The following is a 15,496-nucleotide window of genomic DNA, read 5'->3' as shown; positions in this document are numbered from 1 at the left end:
GATGGAACCCTTCAGTGAATGAAAATCAAGGCGATGAGGACGGGGATGAGCAGGCCCACACCCACGATCGGCCAGGTGCTCGGGCGCTTTGCGGCGTGCAGCTGGAGCAGGAACAGGCCTGTGAACGCGAACACCAGGCAGGCGCCCGCGAAGATATCGATGAACCACTTCCACGCCGTGCCGGAATTGCGGCCCTTGTGGAGGTCGTTGAGGTAGGAGATCCAGCCGCGGTCGGTGCTTTCGGCGGTGACTTCTCCGGTTGCCCGGTCGATCGCGACCCAGCCGTCGCCGCCGGGGCGCGGCAGCGCGAGATAGGCTTCATCGGCCGACCACTCCGCCTCGCCCCGCACCTTCACGGCGAACGTATCGGCCACCCAGGCGGCGACGGGCGCGGGCAGCGGCGCGCGTTCGGCCTCGCCGTCTTTGGACGCGAGACCGGCGAGCAGGTCAGCCGGAAGCTGCGCCGTGCGCTCCTCGATCACCGGCTTCGCCTCGATCTCGGCGGCATGGTTGAGCGTGATGCCGGTGATCGTGAACAGCAGCAGCCCGACAAGGCTGATCGCGGAGCTCATCCAGTGCCACGTATGAAGCTGCTTCATCCAGAACGCCTTGCGGCTTTTTCCGGTCAAAGCCTTGGGAGGCGTCACACTGTGCATCGGCGCCGGGAGAATCCTGTTGTCGCGTATGGCTCCTGTTAACGCGAACGATTCTCAGTTTCAATAGAAATCAGGCGGCATCCTCGAATTGCAGGCGCGCGAGGCGGGCGTAGAGGCCGCCGTCCGTCATCAGCTCGTCGTGGCGCCCCTGCCCCACGATCCGGCCCTCGTTCATCACGATGATCCGGTCTGCGCCGCGCACGGTCGCAAGGCGGTGCGCGATCACCAGCGTCGTGCGGCCCTGCATCAGCCTTTCGAGCGCTTCCTGCACCAGCCGCTCGCTTTCCGCGTCGAGCGCGGATGTCGCCTCGTCGAGCAGCAGGATCGGCGCGTCGCGCAGCACGGCGCGCGCGATGGAGAGCCGCTGGCGCTGCCCGCCCGAAAGCCGCGCGCCCGCTTCACCCAGGAAGGTGTGGATGCCGTCGGGCAGCGCGCGAAGGAAGTCGGATGCGTTCGCAGCGTCGGCGGCGGCCCATACCTCGGCTTCGGTCGCGCCCGGGCGGCCATAGAGAATGTTGTTGTAGGCGCTTTCCGCAAAGATCACGCTTTCCTGCGGCACCATCGCGATCCGCCCGCGCACGGCGGCGGGGTCGGCGTCGCGCAGCGCCACGCCGTCCACGCGCACGGTGCCGCCCTGCGGGTCGTAGAACCGCTGGATCAGCTGGAACAGCGTCGATTTGCCCGCGCCCGAGGGCCCGACCACGGCCACCGTTTCGCCCGGCGCGATGTCGAGCGAGAAGTCGCTCAGCGCCGGCGTATCCTTGCGCGTCGGATAGCGGAAATCGACCGACTCGAAGCTCACGCGGCCGATCGGCGGCTGCGGCAGCGGCGCGGGGTTTGCGGGCGCGGTGATCTGCGGCACGGCGACCAGCAGTTCCTTCATGCGCCCCGCCGCGCCCGTCGCGCGCATCACGTCGCCGTAAACCTCCGCGAGCGCGCCGAATGCGCCCGCCACGATCGCGGCGGTCAGCACGAAGGCGGTGATCTCGCCGCCCGTCATCACGTTGTTGATGACGTCGGATGCGCCTTCCCACAGCACCAGCGTGATGCCGCCGAAGATGATCGTGATGACGATGGCGGTCAGCAGCGCGCGCATGCGGATGCGCCGCCGCGCGGCCGCGAAGGTCGCCTCCACCGCGCGGTTGAAGCGCGCGGATTCGTTGCGCTCCTGCGTGAACGCCTGCACGATGCGGATCGCGCTCAGCACCTCGCTGATGATCGTGCCGACGCTCGCCACACTATCCTGCGAACTGCGCGAAAGCGCCTGAACCCGGCGCCCCATCAGCGCCATCGGCAGCACCGCGAGCGGAATGCCGAGCAGCAGCATGACCGTCAGCTTCGGGCTGATCGTGAACAGATAGATCACGCCGCCGATGCCCAGGATGACATTGCGCAGCGCCATGGAAAGGCTGGTGCCCACCACCTGCTCGATGATCGACGTGTCGGCGGTCAGCCGCGATGCGATCTCGGAGGGGCGGTTTTCCTCGAAAAACGCGGGATCCAGCGTCAGAAGATTCGCATGCACGCTCTGCCGCAGGTCCGCGACGACCCGCTCGCCGAGCCACGAAACATAATAGAACCGCACCGACGTCGCGATGCCGAGCACGGCGACCACGGCGAGCATGCCATAGAAATAGGGCGCGATCGTCGCGTCGGTTTCCGCGCCGAAGCCGTTGTCGACGATGCGCTGGAAGCTGCGCGGGATCGCGAGCGTCGAAACCGCCGCGACGAACAGCGAGACGAAAAACGCCGTCACCTGCAGGGGGTAGCGCTTCGAAAATGTCCAAAGCAGCTGCAGGTTGCTGAGGGAACGCTTTTCCTGTGGATTGCCGGGTGCGCTGCTGTTCATCGCGGCGGATTAGCAGTGCGCGCGCCCGCGCTCAATGGCGCTCATCCTTTCGGCGGCCAGCGCACCTCGATCTCGATGCTGGTCGGGCGCCGCGCGGGCGGCGGCGGCAACTGGCCGACCTTGAAGAACAGGTCGTCGGTGGAGCGTGTCAGGATCGGCTCCGCGCACGGTTTCACGATGTCGTAGCGGGTAATCAGCCCGTTGCCGTCCACCGCAACGCGCACCCGCGCCGCGCACGTCGCCCGCCGCACCACCGCCGACCGCGGCATTGCCTGTGCGGCCCGCAGCACATCCGAAGCCGCATCGCGCCACGTTGTCGCAGCCTCCGCCGAAGCCGCACCGGTCAAAACAAGAAACGCCATCAACACACGCACGCAGGCAGCTCCCGAAAATTTAGGTCCGCGCCCGCATTGCCCTCCAATGGTTTCCGGTTTCGGAAAACCGACCGTGAATTTTTCGTGACGAAACCCCGGAGATCAAACCCCTGCGGCCGTGCCTCACGGCGCGTCGGCAGGCCAGTCCGGCTCCGGCTCGCCCTTTGTCTTCCACAGCGAATACCCGATCCCGGCTGCGATCAGCGCGAACGTGACCCCCAGGCTCAGCACCGGCGGAAACTTGTCGTCGCCCAGCAGGAAGTCCGCGACGAAGATCTTCGCGCCGATGAAGATCAGAACCGCCGCGAGCGCGTATTTCAGATAGTGGAAGCGGTGCACCATCGCCGCGAGCGCGAAATAGAGCGCGCGCAGGCCCAGAATGGCCATGATGTTGGACGTGTAGACGATGAACGTATCGGTCGTGATCGCGAAAATCGCCGGGACGCTGTCGACCGCGAAAACCAGATCGGCAAGATTGATGACCACGAGCGCAAGGAACAACGGCGTCGCGGCCGTCACCAGCTTTCCGGTTGTCGCGTCGGGCACCTTCACGAAGAAATGCTGGTCGTGCAGGTCCGGCGTCACGCGCATATGGCGGGATATGAACTTCACCGCCCGGTTGTTCGCCACGTCGATGGGCGCGTCACCGGCAAAGAACATCTTGATCCCGGTGAAGATCAGGAACGCCGCGAACAGATACAGCACCCAGTATGCCTCGTTCACCAGCGCGGCGCCGCCCGCGATCATGAGGCCGCGCAGCACGATCACCGCGATGATGCCCCACAGCAGCGCGCGGTACTGATATTTCGGCGGGATCGCGAAATAGGTGAAGATCAGGCTGATGACGAAGACGTTGTCGATCGACAGCGCCTTCTCGATGAAGAAGCCCGTGTAATACTGCATCCCGGACTCAGGGCCGCGCGCATGCCAGATCCAGGCGCCGAACAGCAGCGCGATGCCGATGTAGAATGCGGAGAGCTTCAAACTCTCGCCGATGCCCATTTCGCGGTCTTCTTTATGAAGCACGCCCAGGTCGAACGCCGTCAGGGCGACGACCAGCAGCAGAAAGGACAGCCAGAACCAGGCCGGTGTTCCCAGCCAATCAGCAAACAGGAATTCCATCAGCGCACCCGTGTAAAATCTGTGGGGGCGGGTAGCCGGAGGCTGCGGGGATAATGCATGCGTCTCTCTCCTCTTGTGGACCGCATCGGTCGCCGGAGGATCCGCGCTTTCAGGAACAGACGTAGCCGCCGGGCCGCAAGCATCGGATCATCCGATGCGGTCCGACATCACGAGACATGTCTCGCCAGAGGGGCCCGGGCCGCAGGGCGTTTAATGGGAACGACGAACCCGGCTGTCAATGGGTGGCGGGAGAGATCGCGGCGATGGCCGAGGTTACAGCGAATACCCGCCGTCGCTGGTCAACAGCGCGCCCGTCATCGTCGCGGCTGCATCCGACAGCAGGAACGCGATCTGCCCGGCGATTTCGTCCGCCGTCGCGAAGCGCCCGAGCGGCGTTGCGGCGGTCGCCATCGCCTGCAGCGCGGCGTCCCGGCTGCCGAGGTCGCGGACCATGTCGTCGAAAAAGCCCATGCCGTTCCAGATCGGCGTATCGACCCCGCCCGGCAGGATCGCGTTCACGCGGAGGCCGCGCGGCGCGCCTTCCTTCGCCGCGACCTTCGCCAGATGCGCGGCGGCGGCTTTCGATGCGCCGTAGGCCGCGACGCCGGGCTCGGCCTTGATCCCCGCGATCGAGGACACGACGACGATCGCCCCTGCCCCCGCGATCAGCCGCATCGCGGCGCGCAGCGTCAGGAACGCGCCGTCGAGGTTCACCGACAGAACGCGCCGCCAATCCTCGAACGACAGGTCGGCGATCGGCCCCGCCCCCGAAACCCCGGCGTTGACGACTGCAAGGCCGAGGCCGCCGAACCGCGCGGAGATATCCCGCTCCGCTTTGTCCCATACCGCCGGGTCGGACACATCGCCCGTCAGCGTCAGCACATCGGCGCCTTCAAGCGTCAGCGCCGCAAGCCGCGCTTCATCGATATCGACAAGCGCGAACCGGCGAACGCCGTCAGCGTAGAGCCTCTCGGCCGTCGCCTTGCCGATGCCGGAAGCAGCGCCGGTGATGAGAACGGCGGCGTTCGGCGCGAAATTCATCGCGCCGTCCAGCCGCCGTCCATCGAGAGGATGTCGCCGGTGAACGAGCGCCCGGTCTCGCCCGCGAGGAACACCGCGAAATCGGCGACCTCCTCGGGCTCGATGAAGCGCTTGTTGGGCTGCGCGGCGAGGATCACGTTCCGCACGACCTCCTCCTCCGACATGTTGTGTACCTTCGCCTGGTCGGCCACCTGCCCGGCGACGAGCGGCGTGCGGACGTAGCCGGGGCAGATCGCGTTCACCGTGATGCCGGTTTCGGCGAGTTCCAGCGCCGCCGTCTTCGTCAGGCCGACGATGCCGTGCTTCGCCGACACGTACGCCGCCTTGAACGGAGACGCGACGAGTCCGTGCGCCGACGCGATGTTGATGATGCGGCCCCAGTTCTTCGCCTTCATCGCCGGGAGCGCCGCCTGCGTCGTGTAGAACGCCGCCGAAAGGTTGATCGCGATGATCGCTTCCCACTTCGCGGCGGGAAACTCTTCGATCGGCGCGACATACTGGATACCGGCATTGTTCACGAGGATATCGACCCCGCCGAGCGCCGCCGCGCAGTCAGCCACCAGTTTCGTCGCCTCGGCGCCTTTGGAAAGGTCGGCGGGCAGGAACGCGCAGCGCACGCCGAAGTCCGCCTCGATCGCCGCGCGCTCGCGTTCGATCGCCTCCGCATCGCCGAAACCGTTGATGCCGATATCCGCGCCCGCCGCGGCCATGCCGCGCGCGACCGACAGGCCGATCCCGCTTGTCGAACCGGTGACGAGGGCGACGCGGCCTTTGAGGGTTCCGGCGGTCATGGGCGTTCTCCTTTGCAGCAATCGTGAAGGGCCTGCGCTGCCGTCGTTAACGGCACGCTCATTGTGCAATGCAATAAACGATGGACTCGCGATTTGCACGGGTTAAGCTGGACGGGAAACGACCGGTTTTCGATGCAAATTCCGGCGTTCCGAGCGGGGTATTGTAATGATTTATCATAGCTATGAGCTGCATCGCTCCATGATGGCCGGGGCCAGCGCCTTTGCCAGCATGGGCGCCAACTGGCTCGCGCATCCGTCCAATCCGCTGGCCTATATCGGCATGAGCCCGGTCATCGCGTCGGCGCTCGATGTGTTCGCGCACGCCTCCGCGCCGCGCGGCAAGCCCGAATTCGGCCTTCACAGCGTCAGCATCGGCGACGCGGAGATTGCCGTGCGCGAAGAAATCCCCTTTCGCCTGCCGTTCGGGCAGCTCAAGCACTTCGTGAAGGAACACGGCGCGCCGGCAGGCCCGAAAGTGCTCGTGGTCGCGCCGATGTCGGGCCACTACGCGACACTGCTGCGCGGCACGGTCGAACGGCTGATCCCCGGCCATGATGTATACATCACCGATTGGCGGGACGCGAAGCTCGTCCCCCTCGAAGACGGCCGCTTCGACCTCGACGACTACATCGACTACATCGTGGCCTTCCTCGAACACATCGGCCCCGGCGCCCACATGGTCGCGGTGTGCCAGCCCTCGGTCCCCGCTTATGCCGCCGCAGCGCTGATGTCCGCCAAAAAGAACAAGGCCCGCCCCCGCTCCCTCACCATGATGGGCGGCCCCATCGACACCCGCGAGGCGCCCACCGAGGTCAACACGCTCGCCACAGGGCGCGGCCACAGCTGGTTCGAACACAACGCCATCGCCACCGTCCCCCCGATCTACGCAGGCGCCGGACGCCGCGTCTATCCGGGCTTCCTTCAGCTCGCCGGTTTCATGTCGATGAACCTCGGCAACCACATGGTGAGCCACTGGGAAATGTTCAGGCATCTCGTCGAAGGCGACGGCGAAAGCGCCGATTCGACCAAAGCCTTCTACGACGAGTACCGCGCCGTCTGCGACATGACTGCGGAGTTCTATCTGCAGACGGTCGACGCCGTCTTCCAGCGCCACCTGCTGCCCAAGGGCGAGTTCATGCACCGCGGCGCAAGGATCGATCCCGCCGCCATCACCGACGTGGCGTTGCTGGCGGTCGAAGGCGAACGCGACGACATCTCCGGTGTCGGCCAGACCAAGGCGGCGCTGACGCTGGCGACCGCGCTTCCCGCCGCGAAGAAGACATACCTGCTCGCGAAGGAGGTCGGCCACTACGGCATCTTCAACGGCCGCCGCTGGCGCGAAAAGATCGCCCCCGTCGTCGAGGATTTCATCGCGAAGCACGATTGATCCCCGCTTCGTTCTGAACGGACAAAAAAAGGGCGGACCGGAAGGTCCGCCCTTTTCTTTTTGGATCGGAGACCTTCGCCCTAGTTGGCGTAGGCCTCATTGCCGACGAAACCGATCTTCGTCACGCCCGACATCTGCGCCTGCGCCATGACATTGTTCACGATGTCATAACGCGAAAGCGCGTCCGGCTTCAGATGGATTTCCGGCTGAGGCTGCATGCGTGCCGCATCGTTGAAGTACGAACGCAGCGTCGTCATGTCCACTTCCTGATCGTTCCAGTAGATCGTGTTCAGGAAGTCGATGCTCACGCGGTTGATCACCGGATCGACCTGAGAGTTCTGCGGCTGGTTCTGGTTCGACGGAAGGTCGAGCTTCACCGCGTGCGTCTGGATCGGAATCGTGATGATGAACATGATGAGGAGCACCAGCATCACGTCGATCAGCGGCGTGGTGTTGATGTCCACCATTTCGCCGCCTTCGGCTCCGCCTACACTCATTGCCATAGTATGGTTTCCTTGGGGCTAGCGGCTGACAAAGCCGGCGGGCGGCTCTGAAATGAAGCCCACCTTCACGAACCCGGCACGCTGCATCGTATAGATGACGCCGCCGACGTTGCTGAACTCCGTACCCGCGTCGCCGCGAATGTGGACTTCAGGCAGTTCGATGGGTGTGCCCGCAGCTTCCTGACGCTCGATTTCATTCCTCAGGTGCGTAACGGCCTTGTCGAAGAGCTCCTGCTTGCTGTCGAGACGCTGTACACCCCAGAAGATGTCGCCGGCGTTGTCGACCGCGATAAGGACGTTCTCCGGTTTCGTCGTTGTCGGCATGCTGCTCACTTTGGGAAGTTCGAGCGGCACGGTCTGAATGACCACGGGAACGGTGATGAGGAAGATGATCAGCATAACCAGCATGACGTCCACGAGGGGCGTCGTGTTGATGTCCGCCATCGGCGCGTCATCGTCGTCCGAGGGTCCTACTTGCATCGCCATGTCTAGCGATCCTTCCTGATATCAAACAAGTTCGGGAGGGGAAGCGGCGGCATCAGCCGCCGGCTTCCCCTTCGAGTGATCAGGCCTTGGGAGCCACGGTCGCGGCCGGAGCCACACCCGTGCGAGCCACGCGCGCACCCGACATCATGTAGCCATGCACGTCCGCCGAGAAGTTGTTCAGGCGATCCTGAACGTCCTTGTTGCGGCGGATCAGCCAGTTGTAGCCGAGCACGGCCGGAACGGCCACGGCGAGACCGAGCGCGGTCATGATGAGCGCCTCACCGACCGGACCCGCGACCTTGTCGATCGAAGCCTGACCGGCGACGCCGATGTTGATGAGCGCGCGGTAGATGCCGACCACGGTGCCGAACAGACCGACGAACGGCGAGGTCGAACCCACCGACGCCAGCCAGGCGAGACCGCCCTGCAGGCGGGTGTTGATCGCATGCGTCGAACGCGCCATCGACATCGTCACCCACTCGTTCTTGTCAATGCTGTCGGTGAGGCGGCCTTCATGATGGTCGGCGGCGCGCAGGCCGTCGTCGACGATCTGGCGGAAAGCCGAGTTCTTGTCGAGCTTGGCTGCGCCGTCCTTCAGGCTCGGCGCCGACCAGAACTTCTTGTCCAGTTCCTTGGATTCGATGAGCAGCTTCCGCTGATCCCACCATTTCGTGAAGATGACGTACCACGACGTCAGCGACATCAGCACCAGAATGGCGAAGGTGCCCTGCGCGATCGGACCGCCCTGTTCGAGAGCGGCCTTCAGGCCATAAGGGTTTTCAGTCGTGATTTCTTCCGCCGCGAATGCCGGAAACGAAACCATCAGCGTGCCGAGCGCAACACTTGCCGTAAGGCCGGCGCGCGAAACAAAGTTCTTCATGTGTAGTCCCCTAGACTGAATAGAGAGGTTGGTTTGAAACGGAAAAGCCGCAGACCGGTCGTATCCGGTCCACGGCGCATCCTGCTTATTTCGGAATCTGCCAGCGGAACGCCTGGCTGCGCGTCTCTTGAACCGGTTGACCGTTCTGCTGCGCCGGGTTGAACCGGAAACGACGCTCGATCAGGCTGCACGTCTGGGTATCGAGGCGGCTGAAACCGCTCGACGTCTGAATCGTGCAGCTGTCCTTCACCACGCGGCCATCGGTATTGATGGTGTAGCGCGCGACAACCGAGCCTTCTTCCTCGCCACGGATCGAGGCCTGCGGGTAGTCGTCCGCAGTGATCGTGGCGCCCAGGCGGCCCCTGGGTTCGGCACGTTTTGTCGGACCGGCAGGCTGCGGCGGGGCCGGTGTCGGCGGTACAACGCGAACCGGTTCAGGCCGTGGAGCTTCGGTTTGAATCGTGATCGCGGGGGGCGGCGGTGCTGCCGTCTCGACGATCACTTCCGGTGGCGGAACGTACGGCGGAATCTCTTCGAGTTCCGGCGGTGGAGGCGGCGGCTCTTCATCGACCGTGGGCTCCTCGACCTCGAACGTCTCCAGCGGACCCGTCACGACCTTGACGACGCGCAGTGCCAGGCCGCTTATTAAAGCGTAGCCGAGAACCGCATGGAGAAGCGCTACAAGCGCCAAGGAGACCATGCGTTTGGAGCTCATGCCTTGATCTGCATATGCCATGGACGCGGGTTACTCCCTCTTAGCTGACCCTTAACCATCAATCCCACTGGGATCGATCAGAAACCAGTTGCGGCTTCGACCGCAATCTTATCCCTTTTTGCAACGCTCATGAAGCGATTGAAAACCGCGTCAATCCGTCCCTAAGGCGACCTACTAGCTTGGGTGCCCTGCACCCGCAACTGCTTTGTGGCAGGCTTGTGGCGCGTTTGGCGGTCTGCCCAATTCATGCCACGGTCATGTCAAACATGGCGCAAATGCGTTAAACTGCCATCGCATATGGATTTTGTTCGATTTTTTAACAAAGGGACAGGCTGATGCGTCTGTGGGCTTTTTTTACGATTCTTCTTTCAGGAACACTGTTTCCGTTTGCTGCGGCGACGGCGGAACCGGGGCGCGCCGACCTCGTCGCACTCACCACCGAGGCCCCGCTCATCGTTCGCGCGGAGGTCACGAAAAGCACGCGGCTCAGCGAAAAACTGTCCCCCGGCCTCGCGCCTGGGTTTCGACGTTTTCTGATCGAAGCCGAAATCAGCAATGTCCTGATCGCACCGGGATTCGTGCCTAAAAATATCGAATACCTCGTCGATATCGGCGCCGATCCGCGCGGGAAAACGCCAAGATTGAAGGGGCTCCCTGTCCTTCTGTTCCTCGCGCCAGGCGGCCGTGAAGCGCAGTTTCAGCTCGTTCGTCCATGGGCACAGGTGGACTGGTCGACCGAGCGTGACGCCTATGTGCGCGCCGTCGCAGCCGAAGCCGTCGCATCTCCGGACGTTCGCGATATGGAGATTTCAGGTCTCGGGCAGGCCTTCCATGTTCCCGGCAGCCTTCCGGGCGAATCCGAAAGCCAGATCTTCATCCAGACCAAATCAGGCGATCCGATGTCGCTGGTCGTCCTCTCGCGACCGGGCCAGCCGAAAGCCTTCAGCGTCGCAACCGGCGATATCATCGACGATGCGGCGGCGGGTGTAAAAGACGGCAGCCTGCTCTGGTATCAGCTCGCCTGCGGCCTGCCGCGCAGCCTCCCCGCTTCGAGCACATCGACACTCGATTCGGAAACCGCGGCATCCGCGACGGCGGATTATCGTTTCGTGCTCGATTCGCTCGGTCCCTGCGACCGGGCCTATTCGGAATAGGCCGCAGGCAGCGAAGAGAGTTCCACGCCCACCAGATCGCAGTCCGGATAGATGTCGGGCTTCGCGGTCGCGACGCGCAGCGCCAGCACGCCCTTGCGCGCCGCAACCACGTCGTAAACCGCGCGGCAGAAGGTTTCCTGCAGGTTGAAACGGCGTGATGCCGCCAGCGTTTTCACGGTCTCGCGCAGGAAATCGTAATTCCAGGCGCTCTTCACCTGATCGTCGGTGGGAAACGAGGCTTCGTCCACCCAGATGTCGACGTCGACGCGCAGCCGCTGCGGCGCACCGACCTCGAAACTGTGAAAGCCGATATCGACGAGCAGTTCGTAGCCGTGCAGACGAATCCGCCGGGACTTCGGCGCAAGCGTTTCGGGAACCAGGCCGCGCGGCGCGGGGTTCATGCGTTCTCTCCTACCATGAACGCGACATCGCGCGGCATGCCGAGCATGCGCTGCCCGGCATCAAGCACGATCACCTGTCCGGTGATCGTCGGAATCGCGATCAAGTATTGCATTGTCATGACAATATGCTCCACCAGCACGCCACGCCGCAGCGGGTTATACACATGCGCGCGTTCGAAGTTCTCCCGCGTCTGCGGGCCGCTCACCAGCGTCACAGAGGGGGCGATTCCGTTTACGCGAATATTCGGGGCGAGCGCCCTGGCCTGCAGGTCGGTCAGGCCGGCAAGGCCGAGCTTGCTCACCGTGTAGCTGTAGAAGTCCGGATTCGGTGAGGCGACCTTCGCATCGAGCAGGTTCAGGACGAGTCCGTTCCTCCCCGCGCAGTGCACCGCGAACTGCTGCGTGAGCAGCGCCGGCGCGCGCAGGTTGACGTCGATCTGCTCGTCCCACTGCGCCGCTTCGAAGTCCGCCTGGGTGTCGTACCGGAATAGAGACGCGTTGTTGACAATCAAGGAAACCGGCGGTTTTCCAGGCTCGAGGCGGTCGAACAGCGTGCGGCAGGCGCCTGCGTCCGCAAGGTTCGCACGCACGATCGACGCGCTGCCGCCATCCGACCGGATCGCAGCGGCAAGCGCCTCGGCTTCGGGCACCGATTCGTTGCAGTGGATGTGGACATGCCACCCGTCGGCCGCGAGCGCGCGCGACAGCTCTGCGCCGATACGTTTCGCGCCGCCGGTGACCAGCGCGCTTGCAGGATTGCCGAACTCGGGTGTCATGGGCGAGCGCTTACTCGCCGCTGTCCTCACGGGCAAGCCGCTGCCTTTTTTTTCGGCAGTCCGGCCGCATCAGTGCCAGCGCCGGTGAGCGGCACATCTCCAGAGACTTATCCACAGGCATCGGGGACAAGTCATTTCCATGACAGTTGAGAGCGCGGCCTGCCTCCCCTACATCTGAAGGCGATGGCTGAACCCCCGCAGATTGATCGGTTTTCCGAGGAGCAGGCGACCTTCGCCGTGCGCGGACGCGACGCGCCCGATCTCGATGCGGGCGTAGCTGCGATCCGCAACGTGCTGAAAACGCTGCCTGTTCGCCCCGGCGTCTACCGGATGCTCGATGCGGGGGGCGATGCGCTTTACGTCGGCAAGGCGCGCAGCCTGAAGAACCGCGTCGTCAACTACACTCAGGTCGCGCGTCTGCCGCGGCGTTTGCAGCGAATGGTGTCGCTTACGCGCGCCATGACGATCGTCACGACAGCCAGCGAGGCGGAGGCGCTGTTGCTCGAGGCTCAGCTCATCAAGCGCCTCCGGCCCGCGTTCAACGTGCTGCTGCGCGACGACAAGAGCTTCCCGTTCATCTTCCTTAACGAAGACCATGCCTACCCGCGCATCTCGAAGCATCGCGGCGCGCGCAAGGGCAAGGGCATCTACTTCGGCCCGTTCGCCAGCGCGGGGGCCGTCAACCGCACGCTGAACGCGCTTCAGAAGGTGTTCCTGCTTCGAAGCTGTTCGGACAGCTTCATGGCGAATCGCGCCCGCCCCTGCCTGCTTCACCAGATTCGCCGGTGTTCGGCGCCCTGCGTCGATCGCATCGACGCCCCAGGCTATGCGGAGCTGGTGTCCGACGCGAAGGACTTTCTCGCCGGCAAGAGCCAGTCCGTGCAGCGCAAACTCGGCGAAGCCATGCAGGAGGCCGCGGAAAAGCAGGATTACGAACTCGCCGCCGTCTTCCGAGACCGCTTGCGCGCGCTCACCTACATCCAGGGCCAGACAGGCACTGCCGAGGGCGTCAAGGACGTGGACGTGATCGCGCTCGCCGAGAAGGCCGGGCAGTTTTCGATTCAGGCGTTCTTCGTGCGCGGTGGCCAGAATTGGGGGCACCGCGCCTTTTTTCCGAAAAACACCGCCGACAGCACGCCCGAGGACGTGCTCGCCAGCTTCCTGATGCAGTTCTACGAGGACATGCCGCTGCCGCCGGAAATCCTCGTCGATCGCCTGCCCGCAGAGGCCGATCTGATTGCCGAAGCCCTTTCCACCCGCTCGCCGCGCAAGGTCGCGATCCGCCAGCCGCTGCGCGGCGCGCTGAAACGCCTCGTCGATCAGGCGGCGCGCAACGCCGTCGAGGCGCTCGACCGCAATCTGGCCGAAGGCGCCACGCAGACGAAACTGCTTGCCGAACTCGCCGACCTGTTCGAACTGCCCGAGCCGCCGCGCCGTATCGAAGTTTACGACAACAGCCACATTCAGGGCACGAACGCCGGCGGCGGCATGATCGTTGCCGGGCCGGAGGGTTTCCTCAAGAACAGCTACCGCAAGTTCAACATCAAGGATGCCTCGATCACGCCGGGCGATGATTTCGGCATGATGCGCCACGTCCTCGGCCGCCGTTTCGCGCGGCTCGGCAAGGAAGACCCGGACCGCAAGGGTTCGGACTGGCCGGACCTCGTCCTTATCGACGGCGGCAAGGGGCAGCTCTCCGCCGCGATGGATATCCTCGCCGAACAGGGCATCGATGACGTCACGCTTGTCGGCGTCGCCAAGGGCCCCGATCGCAACGCGGGCCGCGAGGTGTTCCACCTGATGGACGGGCGCGAACTCACCTTGCCTCTCAACGCGCCGGTGCTGTTCTATCTCCAGCGCCTGCGCGACGAGGCGCACCGCTTCGCCATCGGCGCGCACCGCGCCAAGCGCAGCAAGGCGATCTCCGCCAATCCGCTTGATGACGTGCCCGGCATCGGCCCGACCCGAAAGCGCGCGCTTCTGATGCACTTCGGCACGGCGAAGGCCGTACGTTCCGCAGCGCTCGAATCGCTGATGGCCGCGCCGGGCATTTCGAAGGCGATGGCGGAGGTGATCTACGACCACTTCCATCCGCGCGGATAAAAGCTAACGTCGAGCGTGACTCGAATCGGGCCTTTCGGGGAGGGGCCGCCGCATGATGAAACTCTACACCGCTGCGACTCCAAACGGTTACAAAGCCTCGGTCGCGCTTGAGGAAATGGGTTTCGACTACGAGGTCGAGAAGATCGATCTGACCGGCGGCATCCAGAAGCAGGACTGGTTCCTGGAGATCAACCCGAACGGCCGCATCCCCGCGCTCGTCCATGACGATTTCCCGATCTTCGAATCGGGCGCGATCATGCTCTATCTCGCCCGCCTCTCCGGAAAGTTCTACGGCACCGACACCAAATCGCAGAGCCGCGTCGAACAGTGGCTGATGTTCCAGATGGGCGGCATCGGTCCGATGATGGGGCAGGCGAACGTGTTCTATCGCTATTTCCCGGAAAAGATTCAGCCCGCCATCGATCGCTACCAGAGCGAGGGCCGCCGTTTGTTCGGGGTGCTGGAGCGTCAGCTTTCGCGCACCGAGTATCTCGCGGGCGACTATTCCATCGCCGACATGGCGAACTGGTGCTGGGTGCGCACGCACAAATGGTCGGGCATCTCGATCGACGGTTTGCCCAACCTGCAGCGCTGGCTCGAAGCGATCATGACCCGTCCCGCCGTGCAGAAAGGCATCACCGTGCCAGAAGACATGCGCGCGCGGATTCGCGACGAGGACGAGGATTCGGCCAGAAAGTTCGCCGAACAGGCACGCAAGATCGTGGTGACGGGCAAACCCGCCTGATTGCCGCGAAAGGGGGAGCACCAGACATGCAGATGTATCCGCTTACGCTGATCGGCACGCTCGCGGCACTTGCCGTTTTCGTGTGGGCTTCGATCCCGGTGGGCCAGGCGCGCGGCAAGTTCGGCGTCAAGGCGCCCGCCGTCACCGGCCATCCCGAGTTCGAACGTGCCTTTCGCGCACATCAGAACACGATGGAGCAGATCGTACTGTTCCTGCCGCTCGTCTGGATCGTGGCGACGCTGTTCGGCGATCTCTGGGGCGGCATCTATTCGCTGGTATGGGTGGTGGGCCGCATCGCCTTTGTCATCGGCTACATCCGGGATGCGGAAAAGCGCGCGGCGGGTTTCCTCATTTCCAGCCTCGCGAGCCTCGCCGCACTGGTCGGTGCCATTGTGGCGGTCGTCATCGACCTCGTCCGCTAGGAGCTGTCTGCATTCACAGGATTCCCTTTGAGTTGGAGTTCTGATTCAAGGTCGTGGAAGGAGACGAACCTTGAGCAGACGGGTTTTGACG

17 protein-coding genes are annotated in these 15,496 nt (G+C 64.1%); 5 read left to right on the top strand and 12 right to left on the bottom strand.

All coding sequences use genetic code 11. The features are described from left to right. Nucleotides 1-11: 11 nt before the first annotated feature. The 6 genes from GGQ98_RS13960 to GGQ98_RS13935 form a co-directional block, all read right to left on the bottom strand. Entirely contained in the window at nucleotides 12-656 is a 645-nt protein-coding gene (locus GGQ98_RS13960; RefSeq protein WP_184070562.1) for a PepSY-associated TM helix domain-containing protein, read from the bottom strand. Nucleotides 657-726: 70 nt separating this feature from the next. After that, entirely contained in the window at nucleotides 727-2,505 is a 1,779-nt protein-coding gene (locus tag GGQ98_RS13955; RefSeq protein WP_184070560.1) for an ABC transporter transmembrane domain-containing protein, read from the bottom strand. Nucleotides 2,506-2,546: 41 nt separating this feature from the next. Then, complete coding sequence (locus tag GGQ98_RS13950) at nucleotides 2,547-2,879, bottom strand: hypothetical protein (protein ID WP_184070558.1); 333 nt, start codon at nucleotides 2,877-2,879, stop codon at nucleotides 2,547-2,549. A 123-nt stretch (nucleotides 2,880-3,002) separates the two neighbouring features. Further along, on the bottom strand, nucleotides 3,003-4,001 hold the full coding sequence (locus GGQ98_RS13945) for a TerC family protein (RefSeq protein WP_184070556.1): 999 nt from the start codon (nucleotides 3,999-4,001) through the stop codon (nucleotides 3,003-3,005). A gap of 273 nt (nucleotides 4,002-4,274) precedes the next feature. Further along, nucleotides 4,275-5,042: an SDR family NAD(P)-dependent oxidoreductase gene (locus GGQ98_RS13940; protein WP_184070554.1), complete on the bottom strand. Its 768-nt coding sequence runs from the start codon at nucleotides 5,040-5,042 to the stop codon at nucleotides 4,275-4,277. Continuing rightward, nucleotides 5,039-5,833 carry a 3-hydroxybutyrate dehydrogenase gene (locus GGQ98_RS13935; RefSeq protein WP_184070552.1) on the bottom strand — a complete coding sequence of 265 codons (795 nt, stop codon included), beginning with the start codon at nucleotides 5,831-5,833 and terminating at the stop codon, nucleotides 5,039-5,041. The genes GGQ98_RS13940 and GGQ98_RS13935 overlap by 4 nt, the downstream gene beginning before the upstream one ends. A 166-nt stretch (nucleotides 5,834-5,999) precedes the next feature. Here GGQ98_RS13935 and GGQ98_RS13930 point away from each other — a divergent pair, with 166 nt between their 5' ends. After that, the gene (locus GGQ98_RS13930; protein WP_184070550.1) at nucleotides 6,000-7,220 is read left to right on the top strand and encodes a polyhydroxyalkanoate depolymerase; all 1,221 of its coding nucleotides are present in this window, start codon (nucleotides 6,000-6,002) and stop codon (nucleotides 7,218-7,220) included. Between the two features lie 80 nt (nucleotides 7,221-7,300). On the opposite strand, the gene GGQ98_RS13925 is transcribed toward GGQ98_RS13930, so the two are convergent. From GGQ98_RS13925 to GGQ98_RS13910, 4 genes are all read right to left on the bottom strand, one after another. Continuing rightward, a complete protein-coding gene (locus tag GGQ98_RS13925) occupies nucleotides 7,301-7,723 on the bottom strand; it encodes an ExbD/TolR family protein (protein WP_184070548.1) in 423 nt (140 codons plus the stop codon). An 18-nt stretch (nucleotides 7,724-7,741) separates the two neighbouring features. Beyond that, on the bottom strand, nucleotides 7,742-8,209 hold the full coding sequence (locus tag GGQ98_RS13920) for an ExbD/TolR family protein (protein ID WP_184070546.1): 468 nt from the start codon (nucleotides 8,207-8,209) through the stop codon (nucleotides 7,742-7,744). A 79-nt stretch (nucleotides 8,210-8,288) separates the two neighbouring features. Next, a complete protein-coding gene (locus GGQ98_RS13915; RefSeq protein ID WP_184070610.1) occupies nucleotides 8,289-9,032 on the bottom strand; it encodes a MotA/TolQ/ExbB proton channel family protein in 744 nt (247 codons plus the stop codon). A gap of 142 nt (nucleotides 9,033-9,174) precedes the next feature. Then, the gene (locus GGQ98_RS13910; RefSeq protein WP_184070544.1) at nucleotides 9,175-9,804 is read right to left on the bottom strand and encodes an energy transducer TonB; all 630 of its coding nucleotides are present in this window, start codon (nucleotides 9,802-9,804) and stop codon (nucleotides 9,175-9,177) included. 335 nt (nucleotides 9,805-10,139) lie between these two features. Between GGQ98_RS13910 and GGQ98_RS13905 the strand changes: the two genes are divergently transcribed. Next, the gene (locus GGQ98_RS13905) at nucleotides 10,140-10,958 is read left to right on the top strand and encodes a hypothetical protein (RefSeq protein ID WP_184070543.1); all 819 of its coding nucleotides are present in this window, start codon (nucleotides 10,140-10,142) and stop codon (nucleotides 10,956-10,958) included. Here the strand turns inward: GGQ98_RS13905 and GGQ98_RS13900 are convergent. Both GGQ98_RS13900 and GGQ98_RS13895 read right to left on the bottom strand, forming a co-directional pair. After that, on the bottom strand, nucleotides 10,946-11,359 hold the full coding sequence (locus GGQ98_RS13900) for a dihydroneopterin aldolase (protein WP_184070541.1): 414 nt from the start codon (nucleotides 11,357-11,359) through the stop codon (nucleotides 10,946-10,948). The two genes, GGQ98_RS13905 and GGQ98_RS13900, sit on opposite strands and share 13 nt — an antisense overlap. Continuing rightward, entirely contained in the window at nucleotides 11,356-12,135 is a 780-nt protein-coding gene (locus GGQ98_RS13895) for an SDR family NAD(P)-dependent oxidoreductase (RefSeq protein WP_184070539.1), read from the bottom strand. The genes GGQ98_RS13900 and GGQ98_RS13895 overlap by 4 nt, the downstream gene beginning before the upstream one ends. 183 nt (nucleotides 12,136-12,318) lie before the next feature. Between GGQ98_RS13895 and uvrC the strand changes: the two genes are divergently transcribed. The 3 genes from uvrC to GGQ98_RS13880 are packed head-to-tail and all read left to right on the top strand — an operon-like array spanning nucleotide 12,319 to nucleotide 15,405. Next, a complete protein-coding gene (uvrC, locus tag GGQ98_RS13890) occupies nucleotides 12,319-14,238 on the top strand; it encodes an excinuclease ABC subunit UvrC (protein WP_184070537.1) in 1,920 nt (639 codons plus the stop codon). A gap of 52 nt (nucleotides 14,239-14,290) precedes the next feature. After that, nucleotides 14,291-14,983 carry a glutathione S-transferase family protein gene (locus tag GGQ98_RS13885; RefSeq protein ID WP_184070535.1) on the top strand — a complete coding sequence of 231 codons (693 nt, stop codon included), beginning with the start codon at nucleotides 14,291-14,293 and terminating at the stop codon, nucleotides 14,981-14,983. A gap of 26 nt (nucleotides 14,984-15,009) precedes the next feature. Continuing rightward, nucleotides 15,010-15,405: an MAPEG family protein gene (locus GGQ98_RS13880; protein ID WP_184070533.1), complete on the top strand. Its 396-nt coding sequence runs from the start codon at nucleotides 15,010-15,012 to the stop codon at nucleotides 15,403-15,405. Nucleotides 15,406-15,496: the final 91 nt, after the last annotated feature.

Origin of the sequence: Sphingosinicella soli, assembly GCF_014199685.1 — a bacterium.
Classification (GTDB): Bacteria; Pseudomonadota; Alphaproteobacteria; order Sphingomonadales; family Sphingomonadaceae; genus Sphingosinicella; species Sphingosinicella soli.
This window is presented reverse-complemented; position numbering and strand designations above follow the sequence as displayed.